We start from the raw sequence: 22892 nt of genomic DNA on the forward strand, positions 1-22892 counted from the left end.
GAGATTTTCGGAGGCAACGTGAAGGACATTTTCAACTTCTTCGAGAAGCCCAAGGACCCGCTTTCGTTCAACGCCATCCGCATCGCGTTGGCATCGCCGGACAAGATCCGGCAGTGGTCTCATGGCGAGGTGAAGAAGCCCGAGACCATCAACTACCGCACCTTCAAGCCGGAGCGGGATGGCCTGTTCTGCGCCCGCATCTTCGGGCCCGTGAAGGACTACGAGTGCAACTGCGGCAAGTACAAGCGCATGAAGCACCGCGGCGTCGTTTGCGAGAAGTGCGGCGTGGAGGTGATTCAGTCCAAGGTGCGTCGTGAGCGCCTGGGCCACATCACCCTGGCCACTCCCGTGGCCCACATCTGGTTCCTCAAGTCGCTGCCGAGCCGCATCGGCAACCTGCTCGACATCACCCTGAAGGAGCTGGAGAAGGTCCTCTACTGCGAGAGCTACATCGTCCTCGATCCCAAGGCGACGCCGCTGCTCAAGGGCGAGCTCGTCTCCGAGGAGAAGATGCACCGGCTCTTCCAGGAGCACGGTGAGGACTCGTTCACCGCCGGCATGGGCGGCGAGGCCGTCCGCGAGCTGCTCAAGTCCATCAACATCGAGGAGCTGTCCGAGGCCCTGCGCAAGGACATGCGCGAGACCAACAGCGAGGCCAAGCGGAAGAAGTACGCCAAGCGCCTCAAGGTCGCCGAGGCCTTCCGTGCCTCCGGCAACCGTCCCGAGTGGATGATGCTGGACGTGATCCCGGTCATCCCGCCGGATCTCCGCCCGCTGGTTCCCCTCGACGGCGGCCGCTTCGCCACGTCCGACCTGAACGATCTGTACCGCCGCGTCATCAACCGCAACAACCGCCTCAAGCGGCTGCAGGAGCTGAACGCGCCGGACATCATCATCCGCAATGAGAAGCGCATGCTCCAGGAGGCCGTCGACGCGCTGTTCGACAACGGCCGCCGCGGCAAGACGATCACCGGCCCCAACAAGCGGCCGCTGAAGTCCCTGTCCGACATGCTCAAGGGCAAGCAGGGCCGTTTCCGCCAGAACCTGCTCGGCAAGCGCGTGGACTACTCCGGCCGCTCCGTGATCGTGGTCGGCCCGGAGCTCAAGCTCCACCAGTGCGGCCTGCCCAAGATCATGGCCCTCGAGCTCTTCAAGCCGTTCATCTACAACAAGCTCGAAGAGAAGGGCTACGTCACCACCATCAAGAGCGCCAAGAAGATGGTGGAGAAGGAGCGCCCCGAGGTCTGGGACATCCTCGAGGACGTGATCCGTGAGCACCCGGTCATGCTCAACCGCGCCCCGACGCTGCACCGCCTGGGCATGCAGGCCTTCGAGCCCGTGCTCATTGAAGGCAAGGCCATCCAGCTCCACCCGCTGGTGTGCGCCGCCTTCAACGCGGACTTCGACGGTGACCAGATGGCCGTCCACGTGCCGCTCTCCATCGAGGCTCAGATGGAGGCCCGCGTGCTGATGATGTCCACCAACAACATCCTCAGCCCCGCGCACGGCAAGCCCATCATCGTCCCCACCCAGGACATGGTGCTCGGCATCTACTACATGACTCGCGCTCGCGAGTTCGCCAATGGCGAGGGCCGCGTGTTCTCGTCGCCGGAGGAGGTGCGCGCCGCGTACGACCACGGCGAAGTCCACCTCCAGGCGAAGGTCGTCTGCCGCATCGACGGCAAGCGCAAGGAGACCACGGTGGGCCGCGTCCTGCTGTGGGACATCGTGCCGCGCAAGGTCGGTTTCGACGCCATCAACAAGGTGCTCGACAAGAAGTCGCTCGGCTCGCTGATCGATCTCTGCTACCGCCTCACCGGTGAGAAGGAGACGGTGCTCCTGGCCGACCGCATCCGCAGCCTCGGCTACACCAACGCCACCCGCGCCGGTATCTCTATCGCGCTCAAGGACATGGTCATTCCTGCCAAGAAGCAGGAGTTCCTGGACTTCGCGCGCAAGGAAGTGGCGGAGATCGAGAACCAGTACCTCGAGGGCCTCATCACCGACGGTGAGCGCTACAACAAGGTCATCGATATCTGGGCGGAGATCACCGAGAAGGTGGCCGCCGAGATGATGCAGCAGATCTCCCAGGAGGAGGCGACGGGGGAGGGCAAGGACGGCAAGCGCGAGACGCGCAAGCAGCCGTCGTTCAACCCCATCTACATCATGGCCGACTCCGGCGCCCGCGGCTCCGCTCAGCAGATCCGCCAGTTGGCCGGTATGCGTGGCCTCATGGCCAAGCCCTCCGGTGAAATCATCGAGACGCCCATCACGGCCAACTTCCGTGAAGGCCTCTCCGTGCTGCAGTACTTCATCTCGACGCACGGCGCTCGTAAGGGTCTGGCGGACACGGCCCTCAAGACGGCCAACTCCGGTTACCTCACCCGCCGCCTCGTGGACGTGGCGCAGGACGCCATCATCAACGAGTACGACTGCGGCACCATGGACGGCCTCTTCATCGGCGCCCTGGTGGAGGGCGGCGAGATCATCGAGCCGCTCGGCGAGCGCATCCTGGGCCGCGTGGCCCTGGACGACATCCTCGATCCCGTCACCGGCGAGGCACTGGTCCGCGCCAACGAGGAGATCGACGAGGAGCGCGTCCGCCGAATCGAGAACAGCGGTCTCGACAAGGTGAAGATCCGCTCGGTGCTCACCTGCCAGGCCAAGCGCGGCATCTGCGTGGAGTGCTACGGCCGTGATCTGGCCCGTGGTCGCAAGGTGTCCATCGGCGAGGCCGTGGGCGTCATCGCGGCGCAGTCCATCGGCGAGCCGGGTACCCAGCTCACGATGCGCACCTTCCACATCGGTGGTGCGGCGACCCGTCGCGCGGAGCAGTCCAGCCTCGAGAACCGGTACGCCGGTACGGTGAAGTTCGCGGGCCTCATCACGGTGCAGAAGACCGACGGCACCCTGGTGGCCATGAACCGCAACGGCGAGATCGTCGTCGTCGACGACTCCGGCCGCGAGCGCGAGCGCTACCAGGTCATCTACGGCGCCCGCATCCTCGTGAAGGAGACGCAGCGGCTCGAGCCCGGCACCCTGCTGGCCGAGTGGGATCCGTTCGCCATCCCGCTGCTCACCGAAGTGGGCGGTGTCGTGCGCTACGATGACATCATCGAAGGCGTGACGATGAGCGAGGCCCTCGACGAAGTCACGGGCCTCAGCCGCCGCACCGTCATCGAGTCCAAGGACCCCGAGGCCCGCCCGCGCATCGCCATCCGCGATGCTCAGGGCAACGTGAAGGATCTGCCCAGCTCCAGGAACCCCGCGAGCTACTTCCTGCCCCAGGGCTCCATCATCACCGTGAACGACGGCGACGAGATCCACCCGGGCGAAGTCATCGCCAAGGTGCCTCGGGAGACGACGAAGACCAAGGACATCACGGGCGGTCTGCCCCGCGTGGCCGAGCTCTTCGAGGCCCGCAAGCCCAAGGACGCGGCGGCGATCGCGGAGATCGACGGCGTGGTGTCGTTCGGCAAGGACACCAAGGGCAAGCGCAAGCTCATCATCACCCCCGAGGTGAACAACGAGCAGCGCACCGACCTGGCCAAGGAGTATCTGATCTCCAAGGGCAAGAACATCAGCGTCCACTCCGGCGACCGCGTGAAGGCCGGCGAGGCGCTCATGGATGGCGCCGCCAACCCGCACGACATCCTCAAGGTGCTCGGCGAGAAGGAGCTCGCGCGCTACCTGGTGGACGAAGTGCAGGAGGTCTACCGACTGCAGGGCGTGAAGATCAACGACAAGCACATCGAGACGATCGTCCGGCAGATGCTGCGCCGGGTGCGCGTCACCGAGGTGGGCGACACCAACTTCCTCGTCGACGAGCAGGTCGAGAAGTGGGTGTTCGAGGAGGAGAACGAGAAGGTCATGGCCGAGGGCAAGCGCCCGGCCGTCGGTGAGCCGCTGCTGCTCGGCATCACCAAGGCCTCGCTCTCCACCGAGTCGTTCATCTCGGCGTCCTCCTTCCAGGAGACCACCAAGGTGCTCACCGAGGCCGCCATCAACGGCAAGGTGGACTACCTGCGCGGCCTCAAGGAGAACGTCATCATGGGCCGCCTCATCCCCGCTGGCACGGGCCTGCCGAATTATCGCCACCTCGACATCGAGGTGGAGAGCCCCACCGACGAGGTCAACGAGATGGAGGCCGCCCTGGCCGCCACTCACAGCGACTCGGCCCCCATCCAGCCTCCGGCTGCTCGCTCCGAGGGCACGCAGACGACGGGTGCCGCCTAACAGCTCCCGCAGCCTGATCGCCTGAAGTTTCGCCGCCGCCCTGGCTTCGCTGGGGCGGCGGTTTCGTTTTTAGCTGGTTCTCCAACGTTCGCGGCTTGACGGGCTTGTTGCCTCGCGTTAGGTTTGACGCAGCACGTCATCCTCGATCGAACACCCTCACTTTCTACTTAAAGAGAGCAAAACCATGGCGACGACCAACGGCAAGGCGCGGGACCTGGAGACGTTCGTGAAGCAGCAACTCGAGGGCGCCCAAAAGCGCTTCGAGGACCTGGAGCAAGAGGCAGAGAAGGCGATCAAGAGCCTCAAGGCGCGCAGCCGCGGACCTGCCCGCGAGGTAGAGAAGTTCCTAGGTCAAATCAACCCGGACTCGCTGCTCGAGAACCCCAAGGTGAAGGAGCTGGGCCGCAAGGCCACGCAGGTCAGCTCCGAGTTGCGCAAGCGCCTGGATGGCATCCAGACGCGCGCGGTGGAGGCGGTGGGCGTGGCCAGCCAGGCCCAGGTGAAGGAGCTCAACCGCGAGCTGTCTCGCCTGTCCAAGAAGCTCGACCAGCTCCTGCCCCCCTCGGCGAAGAAGGTCACCTCCCGGAACAGCTCCCGCGTCTCCGCTTCGTGATCCACGGATCCCTCCGCCAGTCAACGAATAGGTTCATGACGCACTGATCCATCGGTCAGTCAACGAAGGGAACGGTAGGGTGGAATCGGCCGTTCCCTTCGAGGCGGCGGTATGCTTATTTCGCTACCAACTTTTCCGTAGTCCCGGGCTTTTCCAGCTTGGGCGTACTCCCGGAGAGACCACATGGACAAGCCTGAGGCCCCCCGAGAGAAGCACACCGTCACCGAAGCTTTTGAGCGCATCTGGAGTCAGGCCCTCCTCGCGGTCTCCACCGCGGAGGAGGAGGTGAACCGCACCTTCCAACGCGTCGCCTCCACCGCTGGCTTGAGCCAGGAAGAGGTGAAGCGCCAGGCTCGCGAGTTCACCGAGCGGCTCGTGGGTCACCGCAAGGCCCTGGAGCACTCCGTCGAAGATGCCGTGCGCGGAGCCATCTCCCGGTTGAAGGTCCCCCGACGTGAGGAGCTACAGGAGTTCGAGGCTCGGCTGACGCGACTGGCCGAGCGCATCGACTCGCTGGGGCAGCAGAAGTGACGGCCCCGCAGTCGGCGGCTCCGGGCGGCAAGTGGCTGGCCCGGCTCCACTCTTTTAGTGCTGGATGCGCCAAGCTCCCGTTGCTGGCGGGTGTGGCGCTCGTGCTGTCTGCTCGCATCGTTCCCGTGCTCAGTGCGCCGGCTCTGGCTCCCGTGGTTCCCACGCTGGCCGTGGCGGAGCCTGCCTCGCACGACGCGGCCCTGATTGACGCGGTGCTGGCCAAGCGAGCCCCCGATCTCGGTCTCACGCTCCGCCGCCAGCTCGGCCAGGCCATTGCCGAAGAGGCTCGCAAGACGGGGTATGACCCGCTGCTGATCCTCGCCCTCATCGACGTGGAGTCCGACTTCGACGAGGAGGCCCTCTCCATGAAGGGGGCTCGCGGGCTGATGCAGATCAAGCCCAGCACGCTCCACTTCCTCGCCGAGAAGGAGGGCCTGCGGCTGTCTCGCGAAGAGGTGGCCGCTGATCCCGCACTCTGCGTGCGTCTGGGGATTCGCTACCTGCGCAACCTGCAGGAGCGCTTCGGTGGGGACCTGGAATACGCCCTCATGGCCTACAACGCCGGGCCCACCCGCATCCGCAAGGCCATCAAGGATGGCGATGTGGAGAGCTTCCGCCGCTACCCCCGCCTGGTGAGGCGTGATTTCAGGCGCTTCCGAGAGGGGCAGGGGCTGGGAGGAGACTGGGCCCTGGCTCAGAGGGAGGGCAGCGAGGAGATTCCCAACCCCTGATCGACGTGAATGACGGGCTTTCCAGCGCGTTCACATTCATGTACGCGCGCCTTGTCCGGTCCCTCAGGGTACGCTAATGGGGTTGCAAGTTCCTGGGACCTTTGAGGATTTCCAGGAGTGACGCGCATGTATCGCTCGATTTTTTCCGCCGCCCTCGTCGTGCTCGCGGCCCTGATGGCTCCCGCCTCGGCCCTTGCTGGATCGGTCTACCTCAACGGTGTCCGAATCGATGGGCTCACCAACCAGAAGTTCGAGAAGGCCACCGTCCGCATCGACGAGAAGGGCGACATCCACATCGAGGCGGTTGGCTACAAGGTGACGACGTCCACCGTCGCTGTCCAACCGGCTCCAGCGCCCGTGGCACCTCCGCCGGCTCCTGCTGCGACGGCTCCCGCTCCGGTGGCGCCCCCTGCGCCCGTGGCCCCTGCTCGCGGGCCAGAAGCACCCCCGTCGCTCACCCAGCGCTACTGGCTCGTCACGGATCAGTCCGTTCCCGGCATGACCGAGTACGACTTCGATCTCTACATCAACTCCAAGTGGATCCGGAAACTCCGGAATAACGAGGAGCAGGTCATCACGGAGATCACCCGTTACCTGCAGCCCGGGAAGAACACCATCCTGTTCAGTGCCCACAAGGTGTCTGCGGGGGACAGGAAGAGTTTTTCGCCTCAGCACTACTTCAAGGTCATCATTGGCGAGGGCAACATCGGTGGGGACAACGTGATGATCGACAACGCGATCATCAAGTTCCAGCGGACGGCCGCGGACACGAAGGACGATTCCGAGGAGTTCACCCTCACCACACGCTAGCGCCCGAGGAGGCGGCCGGTTCCTTGTTCAATATCGACGAGAGATATCGCGGGTTGCCCGCGAGCCGCGAACAGGTGATCGCGCTCCACACGTCGCTCAACTCGCCGCACCTGTTCATCCCAGGCAAGCCGGCGGGACAGGCGCAGGCGTTCATCCTGGGCCTGCGCGGTTCGACGGGCTTCGCCACGTTCATCTACCTGTACCTGTCCGAGGCCGCCGAGTGCGCGGTCTACGTCTCTGGCAAGCGCAACACCAGCTTCGAGGAGTACCTGGGCGAGGAGGGCGAGGCGCTCGCCTTCGTCGAGTCCATGGGCTTCATGATGGACAACTCGAACTGGCGCTCGTTGCCGCAGCCGACGCAGGAGGAACTGCTGCGGACGCTGCCCGTCTTCTTCCGGGACCCCAAGCAGGTGCCGGCCGTCGCCAAGAAGGTCGAGGAGAAGCGCAACGCCGCCGCCACCCTGGGCCGCTTCCTGGCGGCCTTCTGACTTCCAGCCCCGAGTTCTCTCCATGCCCCGCGTCTCTCTTGCCTGGCCCCTCGCGATCGCGTTCGTCCTCTCTGGTTGCAAGCACATCCCCACGCAGAGAGAGCAGGAGAGCGCGGAGATCCGCTACAACCTGGGCGTGCAGGCGCAGCAGGCCGGCAACATCCAGGAGGCGCTGAGCGAGTTCCAGCGCGCGGTGGAATTCGATCCCGAGAACGCGGACGCGCAGAACGCCCTGGGCATCCTGCTGCACCTGTCCTTCCGGCGTCCGGCCGAGGCCATCGAGCACTATGAGAAGGCCATCGAGATCCGCCCGAACTTCTCCGAAGCTCGGACGAACCTGGCCAACGTCCGCCTGGATCAGGGGCAGTATGACGAGGCCATCAAGCTCTACGAGCAGGTGCTCAACGACATGCTGTACCCCACGCCGTTCATCGCCCAGGGCAACATGGGGTGGGCCTATTTCAAGAAGGGCGACACGCAGAAGGGTGTGGAGAACATCAAGGCTGCGGTGACGCTCAACCCGAACTTCTGCCTGGGCTACAAGAACCTGGGCCTCATCTACGAGCAGACCGGGAAGACCGAAGAGGCCTGCAACGAGTTCACCCACTACCGCGAGCAGTGCCCCGAAGTGGCGGATGCGTACCTGCGCGAGGGCGTGTGCCTGGCCAAGCAGGGCCATGCGGATACCGCGAAGGAGCGCCTGGAGACGTGTGAGACCAAGGCCACCCAGCCGACGCTGAAGGAAGAGTGCCGCCGCCTGCGGGAGAACCTGTAAGCCGGGAGCGATCGTGGACCACGTCGACTTCGGCAAATACCTCTCCCAGCAGCGTGAGCTGAGGGGCATGTCGCGCGAGGACATCTCCCGGGCGACGAAGATCCCTCCCAGCCTCGTCACGGCGCTCGAGGAGGGACAGTTCGAGCGGCTGCCGGCTCGCATCTTCGTGCTGAACTACATCCGGGCCTACGCGCATGTCATTGGCATGGCGCCCGAAGAGGCCGTGCTGCGCTACGAGGAGGTGGACAAGGCCACTCCGGCGCCCACTCCGGCGGCGCTTGAGCGCGAGCGGCGGCGGCGAGCGTGGGTAGGCCTGGCGATGATGCTGGTCGTCCTGGCCATTGGCGTGTACGCCTTCCTCGTGGCCACCGGGAAGCTTCCGCGCCCCTTCGCGGGTTGAGGGAGACCATGGAGCGGTTCGTCGACGAGGCGCTCGTGCTGTCCACCATGGACTACGGTGAGGCGGATCGGCTCGTGACGCTCCTCACCCGCGAGCATGGCAAGCTCACCGCGTTCGCCGCGGGGGCTCGGAAGAGCAAGCGGCGCTTCGCAGGTGCGCTCGAGCCCTTCATGCGCCTGCGCGTCCAGATCGTCGAGACCCGCGGCAGCACCGTGCGCCTGGACTCGGCCGACATCGAGGCCGGCTACTACACGGCCCGGCAGGATCTCGCGCTGATTGCCCGCGCCCTGTACTCCGTGGAGCTGTGCCGCGAGCTGACGCGCGACCATGAGCCCCACCCGGAGCTGTTCGCCCTGCTCGAGGAGTATCTCGCCCGGCTGGATGCCAAGGAGGCAGGCCCCACCTCGCTGCTCGCCTTCGAACTCTCTGCTCTGGCTCACGCGGGCCTGATGCCGCGCTTCGATGCGTGCGCCCTGTGTGGCGGCGTGCCCGGTGAGCGCCCACGCTTCGATCAGTCCCATGGCGGCGCTGTGTGCGAGCCGTGCAGTGGCCGCGCCCGGGAGTCGGTGGCGATCCCTCCCGAACTCCTCTCGGGCCTGCGCGCGCTGCAGGAAGGCCAGCGCACCCCGCTGCCTCCGGAGTTGAGGGCGAGGGCGCGCAGCATCCTCAACGTCTTCATCGCGCACCACCTCGGCCGGCGCCTCAAGAGCGTGGACTTCATGGCCCAGGTCGGGCTCGATTGACGCAGGCTGGGAGCGAGGTCATGACCGATTCGGCGCCGCGGCTCGACGTGGTGTGCATGGGCGAGACGCTGGTGGATTTCCTCCCCGCCGAGTCCGGCTGCCGGGTGCGCGAGGTGTCCTCGTGGTCCCCGTGCATCGGGGGCTCGCTCGCCAATGTCTCCGTGGGGCTGGCCCGTCTCGGAGCGCGCTCGGGGCTGGTGTCCGTGCTGGGCTCGGACGAGTTCGGGCACCTCCTGCGTGAGCGTCTTGCCGCCGAGGGCGTGGATGTGAGCCACGTGCGGCAGACGAAGGAGGCTCGGACCGGGCTCGTCTTCATCTCGCTCGATGCGCGCGGGGAGCGCAGCTTCACCTATTTCCGGACACGCTCGGCGGAGTTCCTCCTGGGTGAGCAGGATGTGGATCCGGACTTCCTCGCGCGGACCCGGGTGTTTCACTGGGGCTCCAACGCGCTCCACCTGCCCGAGGCTCGCGTCGCGGTCCAGAAGGCCATCGAGCGCGTGCGCGAGGCCGGGAACTTCGTGAGCTGTGATCCCAACCTGCGCCTCCATGCCTGGGCGGACCCTCGCGAGCCCAAGGGCATCCTCGAACGGCTGTTGCCCCTGTGCCACGTGGTGAAGCTGTCCGAGGAGGAGATGGAGATCGTCGTCGGAACCCAGGACCCGCATGCCGCCCTGGAGGCCCTGAGCCGGATGGGGGTCACGCTGCCCGTGGTGACCCTGGGAGAGAAGGGCGCCGCCTTCCTCTGGCGGGGCGAGGTGGTCCATGTCCCAGCGCCCACGGTTCGTGTCCTGGACACCACCGGCGCCGGAGATGGCTTCGTCTCCAGCCTCCTCTTCGGGTTGACGCGCCGGTATCCGGACCCGCGGGCCCTGCTCGGTGCCTCCCGCGAGTCCCTTACCGAGCTGGCCACCTTCGCGTGCGTGGTGGGCTCGCGCGTCGTGGAGCGCCTGGGCGCCGTGGCCGGGCTTCCGCTCGCGGCCGAGGTCGCCCAGCACATGCCCGCGGATCTTCGCCCCCGCTGAGCCGGGGTGGCTCGCTGCGTCGTACCCGGAGCGGGCTTTCCTCGTGGATATTTACGATCCGGGCGGGGAAATGGCGGCCCGTACCCCCTCCTTTGTAGGGCGAACGGGCGAGGGGGCGTGACCGCAGCCATGTGCGCCGCTAGCATGGGGGGCCTTTCATGCCCAGACCGGATGCCTCCGCCGGGGCCGATCCCTACCGCGGCCGCAAAATCGGAAAGTACGAGATCCTCACCCGACTGTCCGTGGGGGGCATGGCGGAGCTCTTCCTTGCGTTCACCTCGGGACCAGGCGGCTTCCGCAAGTTCGTCGCGCTCAAGCAGATCCTGCCGGATGTGAAGACCGACGAGTTCGTGAAGATGTTCCTGGATGAGGCTCGCATCACCGCGGCCTTCTCCCATCCCAACATCGGCCAGGTGTTCGATCTCGGCCTGGAGGACGACGAGCTGTATCTGGCCATGGAGTTCCTGCCCGGCCAGAACCTCGAGCAGGTCATGGTCGCGGCCAGCTACACGCGGCCGCTGCCCGTGGGCTTCGCCGCCCGGGTGGCCCGCGACGTCTGCCTGGGCCTCCACTACGCCCACCACTTCACCGCGCCCTCCGGCCGCAAGGTGGCGGCCGTGCACCGTGACATGGCTCCGCGCAACGTCATGATCACCTACGACGGCGTGGTGAAGGTGATCGACTTCGGCATCGCCAAGGCCAGGGGCCGCATTGCCCGCACCCACGTGGGCATGGTGAAGGGGACCAGCGGGTACATGTCTCCCGAGCAGGTGCGCGGCCAGGAGCTCGATGGGCGCAGCGACCTGTTCACCGCCGGAGTGCTGCTGCACGAGATGCTCTGCGGCCAGCGCCTGTTCAACACCACCGACGAAGACGCGATGATGCGGCAGATCGCCAATGCCGACGTCGCTCCGCCCCGCGACCTCAACCCGGATGTGCCCGAGGCGCTCGACGCGGTGGTGGTCCGCGCGCTCGAGAAGGATCCGGCCAGGCGCTTCGCCACCGGCCGCGAGATGGCCAAGGCCATCGAGACGGCGATGGGGCTCCAACTCTTCGACGAGGAGGCTGTCGCCGAGCTCATGCAGGCGCTCTTCGCGGAGAAGCGCCTGAAGACGCTCGCGCTCCTGGACTACGCCAGCCACGATGATGAGCGCGTCAGCAAGGTCGTCGAAGCGCTCCGGGATGATGAGAAGACCCTTGGTGGCGGCTCCCCCAGAGCGGACGAGATCAGCGACCTCGTCCCCACCGCGCCCGTGAAGGCGCTGTCTCACCAGAACCCCCCATCGCGTCCCGCGGCTGGGCGTCCGGCCGCGCTTTCCGGCCGCTCTCAGGCTCGCAAGTCGGGAACTGGAGGCGACCCGCCCTCGGGCCCCGCCAGGGCCCGGCCATTCCCAGCTCCCGCTCGGTCGCCCCCGGAGGCGCAGTCCCGCAAAGCCAGTCTCTTCGAGGAGGACGCTCCCACCCAGATCGGTCCCATCCCCGGCATGCCCTCCGAGGCGGAGACCACGCTGCCCCCCGCGTCCGATCCCCGCGAGGGCCGGCGCAATCCCAGGATGGGGGTGTTCACGCTCGGCCCCACGGAGTCTCCCTCGGGCTCGGCGTCCAGGTCGCGGCACGACGACGGCGAGTTCTCGGAGACCTCCGAGGTCTCTCGGGTGTCCCGCGTCTCGCGCGCCCTGATGGCACTCCAGAAGCCCTCTCGGCGGGGGTTGTGGATCGTCGGCGCCATCGTGCTCGTGGGCCTTGCGGTCCTCTTCATGCCCGAGGCGCTCAGGGACCGGATGGGTTCCGTGTTCTCGTCCGCCGGACAGTGGGCCTCCGAGCGCTTCTCGCACTCCGATCCCCAGGCCGTGCCAGGTCCTCCTGAGTCACCGGCCGTGCTCACTCCCACCCCCGCGCCGCCTTCGCAGGAGGCCTATGAGCCTCCACCACCCGCGCAGGGCAGCGGCGCCGAGGATGCTGTGGGGGACCCCGCGAATACGCCGGCGGCTCCCGCGGAGACGGTGCGCCCCAAGAAGCAGGGCCCCTCCGCAGCCTCCATTCAGAACGCCCCCCCTCGGAAGCCGGTTCGCGCCGTGGCGAAGCCCGCAGTGGACGACACCGCGGCAGAGCCCTCGGAGGCCGATGCGGAGCCGACCGAGGCGGATCCGGCGGCAGAGGAGGAGACCGTTCCGGAACCGCAGACGAAGCCTGCACGGACTCCCGTGATTCAGGGGAAACCAGCGGGGCGTGCCGCCAAGGCGCCAGCTGAGGAAGCCCCCGAGCCTCCGGAGCCCCATGTCGGACCAGCAGAGGTGGATCCTTCGATCCAACCGCTGGAGGAGTCGCCTCCCACCGATGAGGAGGCGCCGCAGTAACCAACGGGTAGGCGGGGAGGGCAGTCCAACCCCGTGACGCGGTGTGGAGACGCGGCTAGCATGGGGGGCCTCGCATGGCGATTCAGGGTGCTTCCGCGGACGATCCCGACCGGGGGCGTCGCATCAGCAAGTATCAAATCCTCACACGGCTCTCCGTGGGAGGCATGGCGGAGCTCTTCCTCGCGTTCACGTCGGGGCCGGGCGGCTTCCGCAAGTTCGTCGCGCTCAAGCAGATCCTGCCGGACGTAAAGACGGACGAGTTCGTGAAGATGTTCCTGGACGAGGCCCGCATCACCGCGGCCCTCGCGCACGCGAACATCGGCCAGGTGTTCGATCTCGGCGAGGAGGACGGCGAGCTGTACCTCGCCATGGAGTTCCTCGCCGGCCAGAACCTCGAGCAGCTCATGAAGGCCGCGGACAAGCGCGACGCTCCGCTGCCGGCCGGGTTCGCCGCCCGGGTGATCCGCGACGTCTGCCTGGGCCTCCACTACGCCCACCACTTCGTCGATCCGACGGGCCGCTCCGTCGCCGTGGTCCACCGCGACATGTCCCCCCGCAACGTCATGGTCACCTATGACGGCGGGGTGAAGGTGATCGACTTCGGCATCGCCAAGGCCAAGGGCCGCCTGGGCCGCACCGCAGTGGGCATGGTGAAGGGGACCGGCGGGTACATGTCCCCCGAGCAGGTGCGTGGCCACGAGCTCGACGGGCGCAGCGACCTGTTCTCCGCTGGCGTGCTCCTGTACGAGATGCTCTGCGGCCAGCGCCTGTTCAACGCCGTCGGCGATGCCGCGATGATGATGCAGATCGCGGAAGGGCAGATCCCTCCACCGCGCGAGGTCAACCCGGCGGTGCCCGAGGCCCTCGAGGCCGTGGTGATGAAGGCGCTCACCCGGGACAAGAGCAAGCGGTTCGCCACCGGGCGCGAGATGGCCAAGGCCATCGAGACCGCGCTGGGGCCGGAGCTCTTCGACGAGGAGCGGCTGGCCGGGCTCATGGAGGAGTACTTCACGGACAAGCGTCAGAAGACGCGCGCGCTCCTCGAGTACGCCAGCCGAGACGATGCCCGTATCAGCGAGGCCGCCGGAGCCCTCCAGGACGAGCCCTCGGACAACGTTCCCACCGCGCAGGTGAAGCGGACGCCCAAGCCGCGCTCCGCACCCAACGGGGGCCCCACTCCGCGCCCCAGCACGCCCGGCGCGCGTCCGCGCAGGCCCCCGAGCAGCCCCGGGCAGGCTTCCGTTTCGTCCACGCCCAGGACTCCCCGGCCTCGGGTGAGCGCCCGGCCGGAAGCGCCGGAGCCAGCCCCTTCGGAGGCCGAGGTTGACGAGGCGGATGAGGCCGGCTCCACCCAGCCTTCGCTCAAGGCCGTGCGTCCGGCACCGCCGCGCCCGGCGCCTCGTGGCAACTCCTACGCGGGCCCCCGTCCTTCGCGCACCACCACGCCCCAGGACACCCCGAAGGCCAGCGATGAGGAGGGCGGGAAGTCCCGCTGGGCCAGCCGCCTGTTCCTCCTCGCTTTCTTCGGCGCCATTGGCGGGCTGCTCTACCTGGAGCCTGTCCGCGCCATGCTCAAGCCTGGGTACGACTCCGCAGTGGCCTGGGTGAAGAACGAACTGGAGCTCAACCCGCCTCCGCCTCCGCCCGATACGCAGACCTGGCCCCCTCCGCAGAAGGCTCGGCCTCCCAATCCGCTGGAGCAGCCGCCGCAGAACGACCCGGCTCCCACTGCTCCCTCGGAGACGGCCCAGGCTGCGACCGAGCCCACGACCGAGCCTGGCACCCCGGAGCCACCTCCGGAGGACGCCAAGGCCGAAGAGGACTCGAAGAGCGGCGACTCGAAGACCCCGGGGAAGGGGACAGCCATCGCCAAGGCCGGCTCGCCCACGGGCAAGTCGGGCACCTCGAAGACCCGGAGCCCCTCCAAGGGGAGCGAGGCGTCGCCCGGAGCGACGGCCTCCAACCCACAGGGTACGAATTCCCAGGCGCAGACGACCCAGCCCAAGGATCTGCAGTCGCAGTTGGCCCAGGAGCCCAACACCACCGTGGAGGACAATCCCGACGGTGAGGTCGTGGTGCTCGACACGAAGGATCCCCGGAAGATGAAGAAGGCCGGCATCGGCCTGCTCACCCTCAACACCGTGCCTCGGGCCGCCGTGTTCGACGGCAACACGCTGCTGGGCACCACCCCGCTGGTGAAGGTCCCCCTCCAGGCGGGCACCTATCGGCTGCGCATCCTCGATTCAGATGGCAACAGTCGGGTGTTCTCCGCTCCCGTCATCGTCGCCAAGGACAACAAGTACACGATTACGGTTTCGGACCTCCCGATGTACACGCAGTAACGGTCGTCCTTGACGGTCCTGGACCCCCTCACTAGGGTCCGCGCGTCTTCGCCTTCGCTCTCGCCAAGGCATTTCGGGACGCTCCGACCATGTACTTCCAGGATCTGATCCTCACGCTCCAGAACCACTGGGCCCGCCAAGGGTGCATCATCGCCCAGCCCTACGATCTCGAGGTGGGCGCCGGCACCATGGCCCCCACCACCTTCCTGCGCGCGCTTGGCCCCGAGCCTTGGAACGTGGCCTATGTGCAGCCCTCGCGCCGCCCCGCGGACGGCCGCTTCGGCGAGAACCCCAACCGCCTGTTCCAGCACCATCAGTTCCAGGTCATCCTCAAGCCCGCGCCCAAGAACGTGCAGGAGCTCTACCTGGAGTCCATCCGTCTGGTGGGCATCGATCCGCAGGCCCACGACATCCGCTTCGTGGAGGATGACTGGGAGTCTCCTACGCTGGGCGCCTGGGGCCTGGGCTGGGAGGTGTGGTGCGACGGGCAGGAGGTCACCCAGTTCACCTACTTCCAGCAGTGCGGCGGCTTCGAGTGCCGCCCCGTGGCCGCGGAGCTCACCTATGGGCTCGAGCGCCTCTGCACGTACCTGCAGGATGTGCCGAGCGTCTTCGAACTCGAGTGGGTCAAGGGCGTGAAGTACCGCGAGGTCTTCCACGCCAACGAGGTGGAGATGAGCAAGTACGCGCTCCACGAGTCGGATCCGCAGATGCTCTTCGCGCTGTTCGACGCGTACGAGAAGGAGTGCAAGCGCCTCATCGAGCGCCAACTGCCGCTGCCCGCGTATGACTACGCGCTCAAGTGCTCGCACGCGTTCAACCTGCTGGACGCGCGCGGCGCCATCTCGGTGACGGAGCGCGCCAACTTCATCAAGCGCGTGCGCGACAACGCCCGCCTGTGCGCCGAGGGCTACCTGCAGATGCGCGAGCGGCTGGGCTACCCGCTGCTCAAGACGCAGTGGACGGTGGGCGAGCAGCCCCCGGTGCTCGAGGGCAAGGCGGCCAGCGACTACTGGAACCACGTGAAGCTCAACAAGCCCGTGGAGAAGGCGGAGAAGACGGGGAAGGCGGAGGTGGCTCGTGGCGCGTGATCTGTTGATCGAGGTGGGCGCGGAGGAGATCCCGGCCTCCTTCATCCTCCCCGCGCTGGAGGACATCCAGCGCGTCCTCACCGAGCGCATGGCCGCCGCTCGTCTCAAGCACGGAGAGGTCCGCACCTTCGGCAGCCCGCGGCGCCTGGCCATCCTGGTCAAGGACGTGGCGGATGCCGGCGAGGACGTCACCACCGAAAAGCTTGGCCCGAGCGCCAAGGCGGCCTTCGACAAAGAGGGCAAGCCCACGGTGGCGGCGACGAAGTTCGCCGAGTCGCTGAAGCTCCAGGTGAGCGAGCTGGGCCGCACCCAGACGCCCAAGGGTGAGTACCTGTCCGCCAAGGTTCAGGAGAAGGGCCGCCCGGCCGCTGAGATCCTCTCGGAGGCGGCGCACGCGGCGGTGCACGGCATCAACTTCCGCAAGTCCATGCGCTGGGGCGACGTGGATCTGGCCTTCGCCCGGCCGGTGCAGTGGCTGGTGGCGCTGCTGGGCTCGGACGTGCTGCCCGTGGTGTTCGGTGACGTGAAGAGCGGCCGTACCACGCACGGCCACCGCTTCCTGGCCCCGGGCGCCATCGAGCTGGCCCGTCCCTCCGATTACGAGGCGGCGCTGGAGAAGGCGCACGTCATCGCGGACTTCTCCAAGCGCAAGGCCCTGTTGCAGGAGAAGCTGCGCGCGGCGGCCAAGGCCACCGGCGGCCAGATCCTCGAGGACGAGTCCCTGGTGGATCAGGTGACCAACCTGGTGGAGCTGCCCAACCCCGTGGTGGGCACCTTCGAGGAGCGGCACCTGGACCTGCCTGCCGAGGTTCTCGTGCAGGAGATGAAGAGCCACCAGCGCTACTTCTCCATCACGGATGCCAAGGGCAAGCTGCTGCCCCGCTTCATCGCCGTGTCCAACACTCCAGTGCGCGACGAGAAGCTGTCCCTCCAGGGCTATGAGCGCGTGCTGCGCTCCCGCCTGTCGGACGGCCGCTTCTTCTTCGACGAGGACCGCCGGACGCCCCTCCTCGAGCGCGTGCCCAAGCTGGCCCGCGTGGTGTGGCAGGGGCAGCTCGGCAGCTACTCGGAGAAGGTGGACCGGTTCCGGGCGCTCGCCGTGTTCCTGGCGGAGCGCACGGGCAAGAACGATCAGCGCTCCACCATCGAGCAGGCCGCTACCCTGGCCAAGGCGGACCTCGTCACCGGCATGGTGGGCGAGTTCCCCGAGCTCCAGGGCGTCATGGGCCGCGAGTACGCCCGCGCCGCCGGCGAGCCCGAGGCCGTGGCCCTGGCCGTCTTCGAGCACTACCTGCCGCGCAACGCGAATGACTCGCTGCCCACGCAGGATCCGGGCGCGCTCATCGGCCTGGCGGACCGCCTGGACACCCTGTGCGGCATCTTCGCCATCGGCAAGGCGCCCACCGGCGCGGCGGACCCGTTCGGCCTGCGCCGCGCGTGCCTGGCCGTCATCAACGTGGTGCTGGGGCGCGGCTACCGCTTCTCCCTGTCCGCGGCGGTGGACGAGGCCCTCAAGCTGCTGGAGCCGAAGATCCGCGACATCAAGCGCAAGGCCGGCGAGCCCGCCCCGCGCGAGCAGGTGCTGGAGTTCTTCCGCGGCCGGCTCAAGGCGCTCTGGGCGGAGGGCAACCGCACGGACGTGGTGGAGGCCGTGCTGTCCGCGGGCTTCGACGACCTGGTGGCGGCGCGCAAGCGGCTGGAGGCCCTTAGCGGCCTGGTGGGCCGTGCGGACTTCACCCCCCTGGCGGTGGCCTTCAAGCGCGTGGTCAACATCGTGGAGAAGCAGGGCAAGGACGTGGCCAAGGGGCAGACCAACCCCGAGAAGTTCCGGGACGACCCCGAGCGCAACCTCCATGCCGCCTTCACCCAGGCCCGCGGCAAGGTGGCCGACTACCTCAAGGCGGACGATTTCTCCGGCGCCCTCAAGGAGATCACCGGCTTGAAGCCCGCCGTGGACACCTTCTTCGACAAGGTCACCGTGATGGCCGAGGACAAGGAATTGCGCGAGAACCGCGTCCGGTTCCTGGTCGAGATTGGCGCCCTGTTCAACCAGGTGGCGGATTTCTCCAAGATCCAGGCTGAGGCCGCCGCGGCAGCCTGAGGAGGGCGGCCGGGCTGACAGCTGTGGAATAGGGGAGTGCCTTTGTAGTTGCTCGGGGCAGGGGTGGTTCCTACACTCCGCCCCCCTCGAATGCGCCCCCTCCTCCTCATCTCCGCACTGGTCTGGGCGGGGTGTGCCGCGGAATCCGAACCGCAGCCTCCCCCCACCGACCGCTTCGTCTACCCCAGCGGCATCGTCCACCGTCCCGTGGATGGTTCCGCCAATGGCGCGCTCTATGTGGCCAGCGCCAACTTCGACAAGTGCTTCGACACGGGCGCCGTCATCGCGCTCGACCTGGATGCCTTGGGTCTGCCCGAGATCGGCGCCCCTGTAGGTGCAGATGGGCCCGCGGAGATCACCGATCTCCGGGTTGCGCCCGAGGCCACCGTGCAGATCGAGAGCTTCGCGGGGCAGATGGCCCTGTGGAACCCGCCGACCGGCACGCCCCGCCTCTTCGTCCCTTCCCGCGCCGAGGAGAACTTCCTCCACGCCATCAACGTCCAGGGGAAGACGAACCTCGAGTGCGTGGGCGGTCTGGGCCGCAACTGCATCCTCGGCGCGCTGTCGCTCACGCGCGACATCCCCGACTCGAAGGACGATCTTCCCCGCGCTCCGGCCCCCATCGGGGTGACGGTGGACGCCTCGAACGGGAAGCCTGAGCTGTGGGTGACCCACATCGAGGCCGCGGACTCGCCCGCTCGCTCGGCCACGAACTTCGACAGTTACGTGCTCCACATCCCGGACGTCGGCGAGGACTCCCTGAGCATCGATGCCTCCGACTTCATCTCGCTGTCCTCGGGAGGCCTCGCGGTGGGCGGCGCTCATGCGACGGCCATCGGGGATCGCTACGTGTACACCACCGGCCGCTCATTCGTGGCGGCCCAGGTCTCCCAGCCGGCCAGCTTCCTGCTGCGCCTCATCGACCGCTCGGACACCACCCGCATCCTCGAAACGGGGTTGAGCGCCGTCTACCGGACGCTGGAGGCGCGGGATGTGCAGCGTGTCTCCCTGGGTGGGGACAAGGACCGCCTCTACATCCTGGCCCGTGCCCCGGACACGCTGCTCATCGTGGACGTGGAGAACGCCAGCGCCGCCCGGCCGACGTTCCTGGTGGTGAACGCGGTGCCCCTGCCGGACGGAGCCAGCGCCCTCAGTGTCCTGCGCCGCGGTGCTCCGGGCGACGAACTTGTCGCCGTCACCTGCACCGCGACGACGCGGACGCAGGGCGTGCTGGTCCTCTACGACACGAAGCTGAATCAGGTCGTCCAGCAGGTAGGTGACCTGGGCAGGCAGCCCTACGGCCTCGCCGTGGATCAGCATGACAATGGGTCGGCGCGGCTCTACGTCACCAACTTCGGCGACGGACGCGTTGCCGTGGTCGACATCCCCAACATCGCGCGGCCGCAGGAAACACGCCTGGTGGCCTACCTTGGCAAGCGCCAGGGGCGCGACGTCAAGCAGGGAACCTCCACGTGCCAGCAGGAGACTGAGCCTTGAAGCACTTCTTCCTTTGCCTCGCGCTCGGCGCAGGCCTCCTCAGCGGGTGCTCCGACACGCAGAGCATCCAGACGACCGCCGGCCTGTCCGGGACGTATGATCTCACCGCCGTCGGCAACTATGTCTTTGCCACCTCCGCGGACCGGAACGAGCTGCGCGTGCTGGACCTCGCCGCCAGCCCCCGCGACTGGGTCCGGGCGCCCAACCCCATCGAGCCGCTCGCCATCCCCGTGCTGAGGCGGCCGCTCTACCTGGCGCGGGACATCCGCTACGAGACGGACGGTAGCGAGGCCACCGGCCCCTATATCTACGCTCGCAGCGCCGGCACCGAGGAGATCTCCGTGGTGGCGGCGGTGGAGACGACGGATGAGGGGGAGAAGGCCTACTTCAAGGAGGCCAAACGCCTGGGCGGGCTCGGGTTCGTCACGGCCTTCGCGGCTCGCGGCGCTCCCAAGGGCGGCAAGAGCGTTCTCTACTTCGCCACCCAGGACGAGTCTGGCTCGAAGCTCTTCCGGTTGGAGCTGGAGGGACCGGAGGCGCTCATGGCCATGGCGCAGCAGCCCCAGGCCACGGAGATTCCGCTCACCACCCCGCTGACGGACCAGTCCGTGACCGCGCTGCTCGTGATGCCCGCTGCCGAGGGGCAGGAGCGCATCGTCGTTGCCACGCGGAAGACGTCCGTGACCGCCGCCAGCGGCGATCGCACCTACCTGCTGGACCCGGTCAGCGGCGCGGAGTTGGTGGAGTACCAGTTCGGTGGACCCGTGCGCCTGCTGGCCACGCACGCCGCCGTGTCGAACCTGCTCCTGGACAAAACGAGCGAGGGCACGACCATTTGCGACCTCGACGACACGCTCCCTCCGAAGGTCGATCTGGCGCACTCGGTGACGACGCTCAAAGAGGGGACGTACGTCTTCGGAGTGCTGGATGAAAGCGCCTGTACCCTGCTGGACCAGGAGGCTTGCTCGGGCGTCCTTGCCGTCGAAGCCAGCACCGGCGCGCTCGCCGTGGACTCCACGGAGTCTCCCATGCTCCCCATCCGGGTGGGCCAGGCGCTGCCCACCGGCCTGACGATCGCTGCCGATGCTGACGTGCTGATCCGCTGTGACGGCACGAGCACCGTTCAGCGCCGTCCGCTGATCGGCATCGTTCCGGCCTCGGATGGGCGGATCAACATCTTCGATGCGGCCAAGCTGCGCTCGTTCGATCTCAACATGGCCTACGATGATGGCGCAGGCAATCAGGTCGCCACCGGCAAGCCCGCGGCGACGGGCCAGGCAATCGTCGACAGCACCGGGGCGGCGAAGACCACCCGAAATACGCCGGCTAACTACATTGGCCTCACCGTCGAGGAGGGGGCCACCCGGGATGACACCTTCCGTGTCATTTACGAGGGCGCACTGCAGGGCCTCGTGAACCGGCCCGTGACCATGACGGGCCCGGAGACCACGGTACGGTGCGAGGGGACCGACTGCTTCTTCTACGTGGATGCCGACGCCGTTACGCCTCGGAGTGGGGAAGACTTCTCCATGGTCCGCGTGGGGGACTTCATCTCTCTGTCCAACAGTGAGGGCGCCTGCCCCACGCCCGAGGACTCCGAACTCCGGGTGCGCACGGCCCAGGTCGGCCCCGTGCCTGATACCTCCCGCTCCGCCGGAGTGCTCAAAACTGGACCCATTCCCGCCGATTGCCCCAATCCCACGCGCTTCACGGTCCGGGCCGGTGCGCATCATTCAGACGCACAATATCCGCTCGTGGTGTACAGCGACGCCAAGGGCTACCTGGGGCGGATGAAGGAGGAGAAGAACACGCTGCCCATTCCCGGCGGCTACTACTTCCACCCCGAGGGCTTCAAAGATAACGAAAAGGAGAAGTTCCGCTCGATCAGCGCTGAACTCCACCTGGACCACCTGGAGGATAAGGACGATCTCAAGCTGGCCCGGGGTGATCAGTTCATCATCACGGCCGTGTCCGGCGTCGTGCCCTTTGCGGCCAATGTGGACACTGTTACCACGACTGCTGGGCTGACGGCCTACCGACTCCCTGGCCCCGTGGTGCACACCCGAGTGGCAGATACGGATTTTGCCTATATTGCCTATCCTTCGGCGGATGGCATTCTTCAGGTCTCCCTCGGCGGCCTGGTGGACAACGCCGCCAACATCAGAGGTCTGGTACCTTTCGAGTAATTGGGCGGGACGGGAGGCCTCTGCTATCGTTCCCCACCTCTCAGACTTTCCGAGTCGATACCCATGATTGACCAGAACTCCCGCCCCGCTCGCAAGGTTGGAATCGCCGACCACCTGTGGGAGACGTTTGAAGAGATGGCCCAGCAGATGGGCTCGGACCGCGACGCGCTGATCAATCAGGCGCTCTTCATGTTCGCGCGGCTCAACGGGTTCATCGAGGTGGGCAAGCCCGGCCGCGCCGAGACGCCGGCCTCGCTCAACGTGGTGCCCGCCACGCCGCCGCCCCCCGTGCGGCCCTCGGGCGGAGGCCCCGCGGTGGCCAAGTCCGGGCCGCCGGTGCTCTCCGCGGCGCCCGCGCCCGCCAAGCCCGCCCCCGTTCGCGACGAGCCTCCCTCGCGCCAGCCGCCGCGCCCGGTGGATGATCGCCCCTCCGCCAACGCCCTGGACAACGATCCGGTCCGCCGCGAAGTGGCCGAGCGCGTGCTGGAGACGGCCGCCGAGCTCGAGCGCCTCATCAAGGGCAAGAACGAGCCGCCCCAGCCCGTGGATGACGACTCCGTCGAGGAGGATGAGAATCCGCCCGACATGCCCGAGGACTCGGGCCTCCAGAACATGGAGGACGAGGAGCCGCCTCCCGAGGACGAGGAGCCCATGGAGGACGAGCCCCCGGCCGAGGACGAGGGCAGCGCGCTCTTCCTCATCTCCGAGGGCGGCGATCAGCAGAAGATCGTCAACGATCGCTTCATCATCGGCCGTGGCAAGCACTGCGACTTCGTGATCAACTCCGGCAAGGTCTCCCGCGAGCACGCCGTGATCATGCGCGAGGGTTCCGAATACTTCATCGAGGACCTGGGGTCCTCCAACGGGACCTGGTTCAACAAGCAGCGCATCAAGCGGCGGAAGGTCGAGGACGGGGACGAGTACTTCATCTGCAGCGAGAAGATCCGCCTCGTCATCCGCTGAGCCTCC

The 22892-nt window shown here is 67.3% G+C and carries 17 protein-coding genes; all 17 read left to right on the plus strand.

The genetic code is table 11. The features are described from left to right. The first annotated feature begins 18 nt into the window (after positions 1 to 18). The 17 genes from rpoC (at position 19) to KY501_RS07765 (ending at position 22886) form a co-directional block, all read left to right on the plus strand. Complete coding sequence (gene rpoC, locus KY501_RS07685; RefSeq protein ID WP_224362007.1) at positions 19 to 4236, plus strand: DNA-directed RNA polymerase subunit beta'; 4218 nt, start codon at positions 19 to 21, stop codon at positions 4234 to 4236. A gap of 184 nt (positions 4237 to 4420) precedes the next feature. Next, a complete protein-coding gene (locus tag KY501_RS07690) occupies positions 4421 to 4849 on the plus strand; it encodes a hypothetical protein (protein WP_224362008.1) in 429 nt (142 codons plus the stop codon). 183 nt (positions 4850 to 5032) lie between these two features. After that, positions 5033 to 5380 (plus strand): phasin family protein, encoded by a 348-nt coding sequence (locus KY501_RS07695; RefSeq protein ID WP_224362009.1) that lies wholly within the window; start codon positions 5033 to 5035, stop codon positions 5378 to 5380. Then, positions 5377 to 6111, plus strand: coding sequence for a lytic transglycosylase domain-containing protein (locus KY501_RS07700; RefSeq protein WP_224362010.1), 735 nt, complete (start codon positions 5377 to 5379; stop codon positions 6109 to 6111). The genes KY501_RS07695 and KY501_RS07700 overlap by 4 nt, the downstream gene beginning before the upstream one ends. 126 nt (positions 6112 to 6237) lie before the next feature. Then, positions 6238 to 6921, plus strand: a complete 684-nt coding sequence (locus tag KY501_RS07705; RefSeq protein ID WP_224362011.1) for a hypothetical protein — start codon at positions 6238 to 6240, stop codon at positions 6919 to 6921. A 23-nt stretch (positions 6922 to 6944) separates the two neighbouring features. Next, positions 6945 to 7409 carry a social motility and stimulation tgl protein gene (locus KY501_RS07710; RefSeq protein ID WP_224362012.1) on the plus strand — a complete coding sequence of 155 codons (465 nt, stop codon included), beginning with the start codon at positions 6945 to 6947 and terminating at the stop codon, positions 7407 to 7409. A 22-nt stretch (positions 7410 to 7431) separates the two neighbouring features. Then, positions 7432 to 8184 carry a social motility TPR repeat lipoprotein Tgl gene (tgl, locus tag KY501_RS07715; protein WP_224362014.1) on the plus strand — a complete coding sequence of 251 codons (753 nt, stop codon included), beginning with the start codon at positions 7432 to 7434 and terminating at the stop codon, positions 8182 to 8184. 13 nt (positions 8185 to 8197) lie between these two features. Beyond that, a complete protein-coding gene (locus KY501_RS07720) occupies positions 8198 to 8584 on the plus strand; it encodes a helix-turn-helix domain-containing protein (protein WP_224362016.1) in 387 nt (128 codons plus the stop codon). 8 nt (positions 8585 to 8592) lie between these two features. Beyond that, complete coding sequence (gene recO / locus KY501_RS07725) at positions 8593 to 9327, plus strand: DNA repair protein RecO (RefSeq protein WP_224362018.1); 735 nt, start codon at positions 8593 to 8595, stop codon at positions 9325 to 9327. Positions 9328 to 9347: 20 nt separating this feature from the next. Beyond that, on the plus strand, positions 9348 to 10349 hold the full coding sequence (locus tag KY501_RS07730) for a carbohydrate kinase family protein (protein WP_224362019.1): 1002 nt from the start codon (positions 9348 to 9350) through the stop codon (positions 10347 to 10349). A gap of 158 nt (positions 10350 to 10507) precedes the next feature. Then, positions 10508 to 12706: a serine/threonine-protein kinase gene (locus KY501_RS07735; RefSeq protein WP_224362020.1), complete on the plus strand. Its 2199-nt coding sequence runs from the start codon at positions 10508 to 10510 to the stop codon at positions 12704 to 12706. A gap of 74 nt (positions 12707 to 12780) precedes the next feature. Continuing rightward, entirely contained in the window at positions 12781 to 15048 is a 2268-nt protein-coding gene (locus tag KY501_RS07740) for a serine/threonine protein kinase (RefSeq protein ID WP_224362021.1), read from the plus strand. A gap of 89 nt (positions 15049 to 15137) precedes the next feature. Next, complete coding sequence (glyQ, locus tag KY501_RS07745) at positions 15138 to 16139, plus strand: glycine--tRNA ligase subunit alpha (RefSeq protein WP_224362022.1); 1002 nt, start codon at positions 15138 to 15140, stop codon at positions 16137 to 16139. Then, positions 16129 to 18240 (plus strand): glycine--tRNA ligase subunit beta, encoded by a 2112-nt coding sequence (gene glyS / locus KY501_RS07750; protein WP_224362023.1) that lies wholly within the window; start codon positions 16129 to 16131, stop codon positions 18238 to 18240. Before glyQ ends, glyS begins: the two co-directional genes overlap by 11 nt. Positions 18241 to 18330: 90 nt before the next feature. After that, entirely contained in the window at positions 18331 to 19737 is a 1407-nt protein-coding gene (locus KY501_RS07755) for a YncE family protein (protein WP_224362024.1), read from the plus strand. Continuing rightward, on the plus strand, positions 19734 to 21923 hold the full coding sequence (locus KY501_RS07760; protein WP_224362025.1) for a hypothetical protein: 2190 nt from the start codon (positions 19734 to 19736) through the stop codon (positions 21921 to 21923). Before KY501_RS07755 ends, KY501_RS07760 begins: the two co-directional genes overlap by 4 nt. Positions 21924 to 21986: 63 nt before the next feature. After that, complete coding sequence (locus tag KY501_RS07765) at positions 21987 to 22886, plus strand: FHA domain-containing protein (protein WP_224362026.1); 900 nt, start codon at positions 21987 to 21989, stop codon at positions 22884 to 22886. Positions 22887 to 22892: the final 6 nt, after the last annotated feature.

Source organism: Hyalangium versicolor, from assembly GCF_020103695.1.
GTDB lineage: Bacteria > Myxococcota > Myxococcia > Myxococcales > Myxococcaceae > Hyalangium > Hyalangium versicolor.

Excerpts from the sequence above, each read along its gene's own strand:
- KY501_RS07690 (WP_224362008.1), top strand. The coding sequence starts at position 4,421 with ATGGCGACGACCAACGGCAAGGCGCGGGACCTGGAGACGTTCGTGAAG.
- KY501_RS07695 (WP_224362009.1), top strand. The coding sequence starts at position 5,033 with ATGGACAAGCCTGAGGCCCCCCGAGAGAAGCACACCGTCACCGAAGCT.
- KY501_RS07705 (WP_224362011.1), top strand. The coding sequence starts at position 6,238 with ATGTATCGCTCGATTTTTTCCGCCGCCCTCGTCGTGCTCGCGGCCCTG.
- tgl (WP_224362014.1), top strand. The coding sequence starts at position 7,432 with ATGCCCCGCGTCTCTCTTGCCTGGCCCCTCGCGATCGCGTTCGTCCTC.
- recO (WP_224362018.1), top strand. The coding sequence starts at position 8,593 with ATGGAGCGGTTCGTCGACGAGGCGCTCGTGCTGTCCACCATGGACTAC.
- KY501_RS07730 (WP_224362019.1), top strand. The coding sequence starts at position 9,348 with ATGACCGATTCGGCGCCGCGGCTCGACGTGGTGTGCATGGGCGAGACG.
- KY501_RS07735 (WP_224362020.1), top strand. The coding sequence starts at position 10,508 with ATGCCCAGACCGGATGCCTCCGCCGGGGCCGATCCCTACCGCGGCCGC.
- KY501_RS07740 (WP_224362021.1), top strand. The coding sequence starts at position 12,781 with ATGGCGATTCAGGGTGCTTCCGCGGACGATCCCGACCGGGGGCGTCGC.
- glyQ (WP_224362022.1), top strand. The coding sequence starts at position 15,138 with ATGTACTTCCAGGATCTGATCCTCACGCTCCAGAACCACTGGGCCCGC.
- KY501_RS07755 (WP_224362024.1), top strand. The coding sequence starts at position 18,331 with ATGCGCCCCCTCCTCCTCATCTCCGCACTGGTCTGGGCGGGGTGTGCC.
- KY501_RS07765 (WP_224362026.1), top strand. The coding sequence starts at position 21,987 with ATGATTGACCAGAACTCCCGCCCCGCTCGCAAGGTTGGAATCGCCGAC.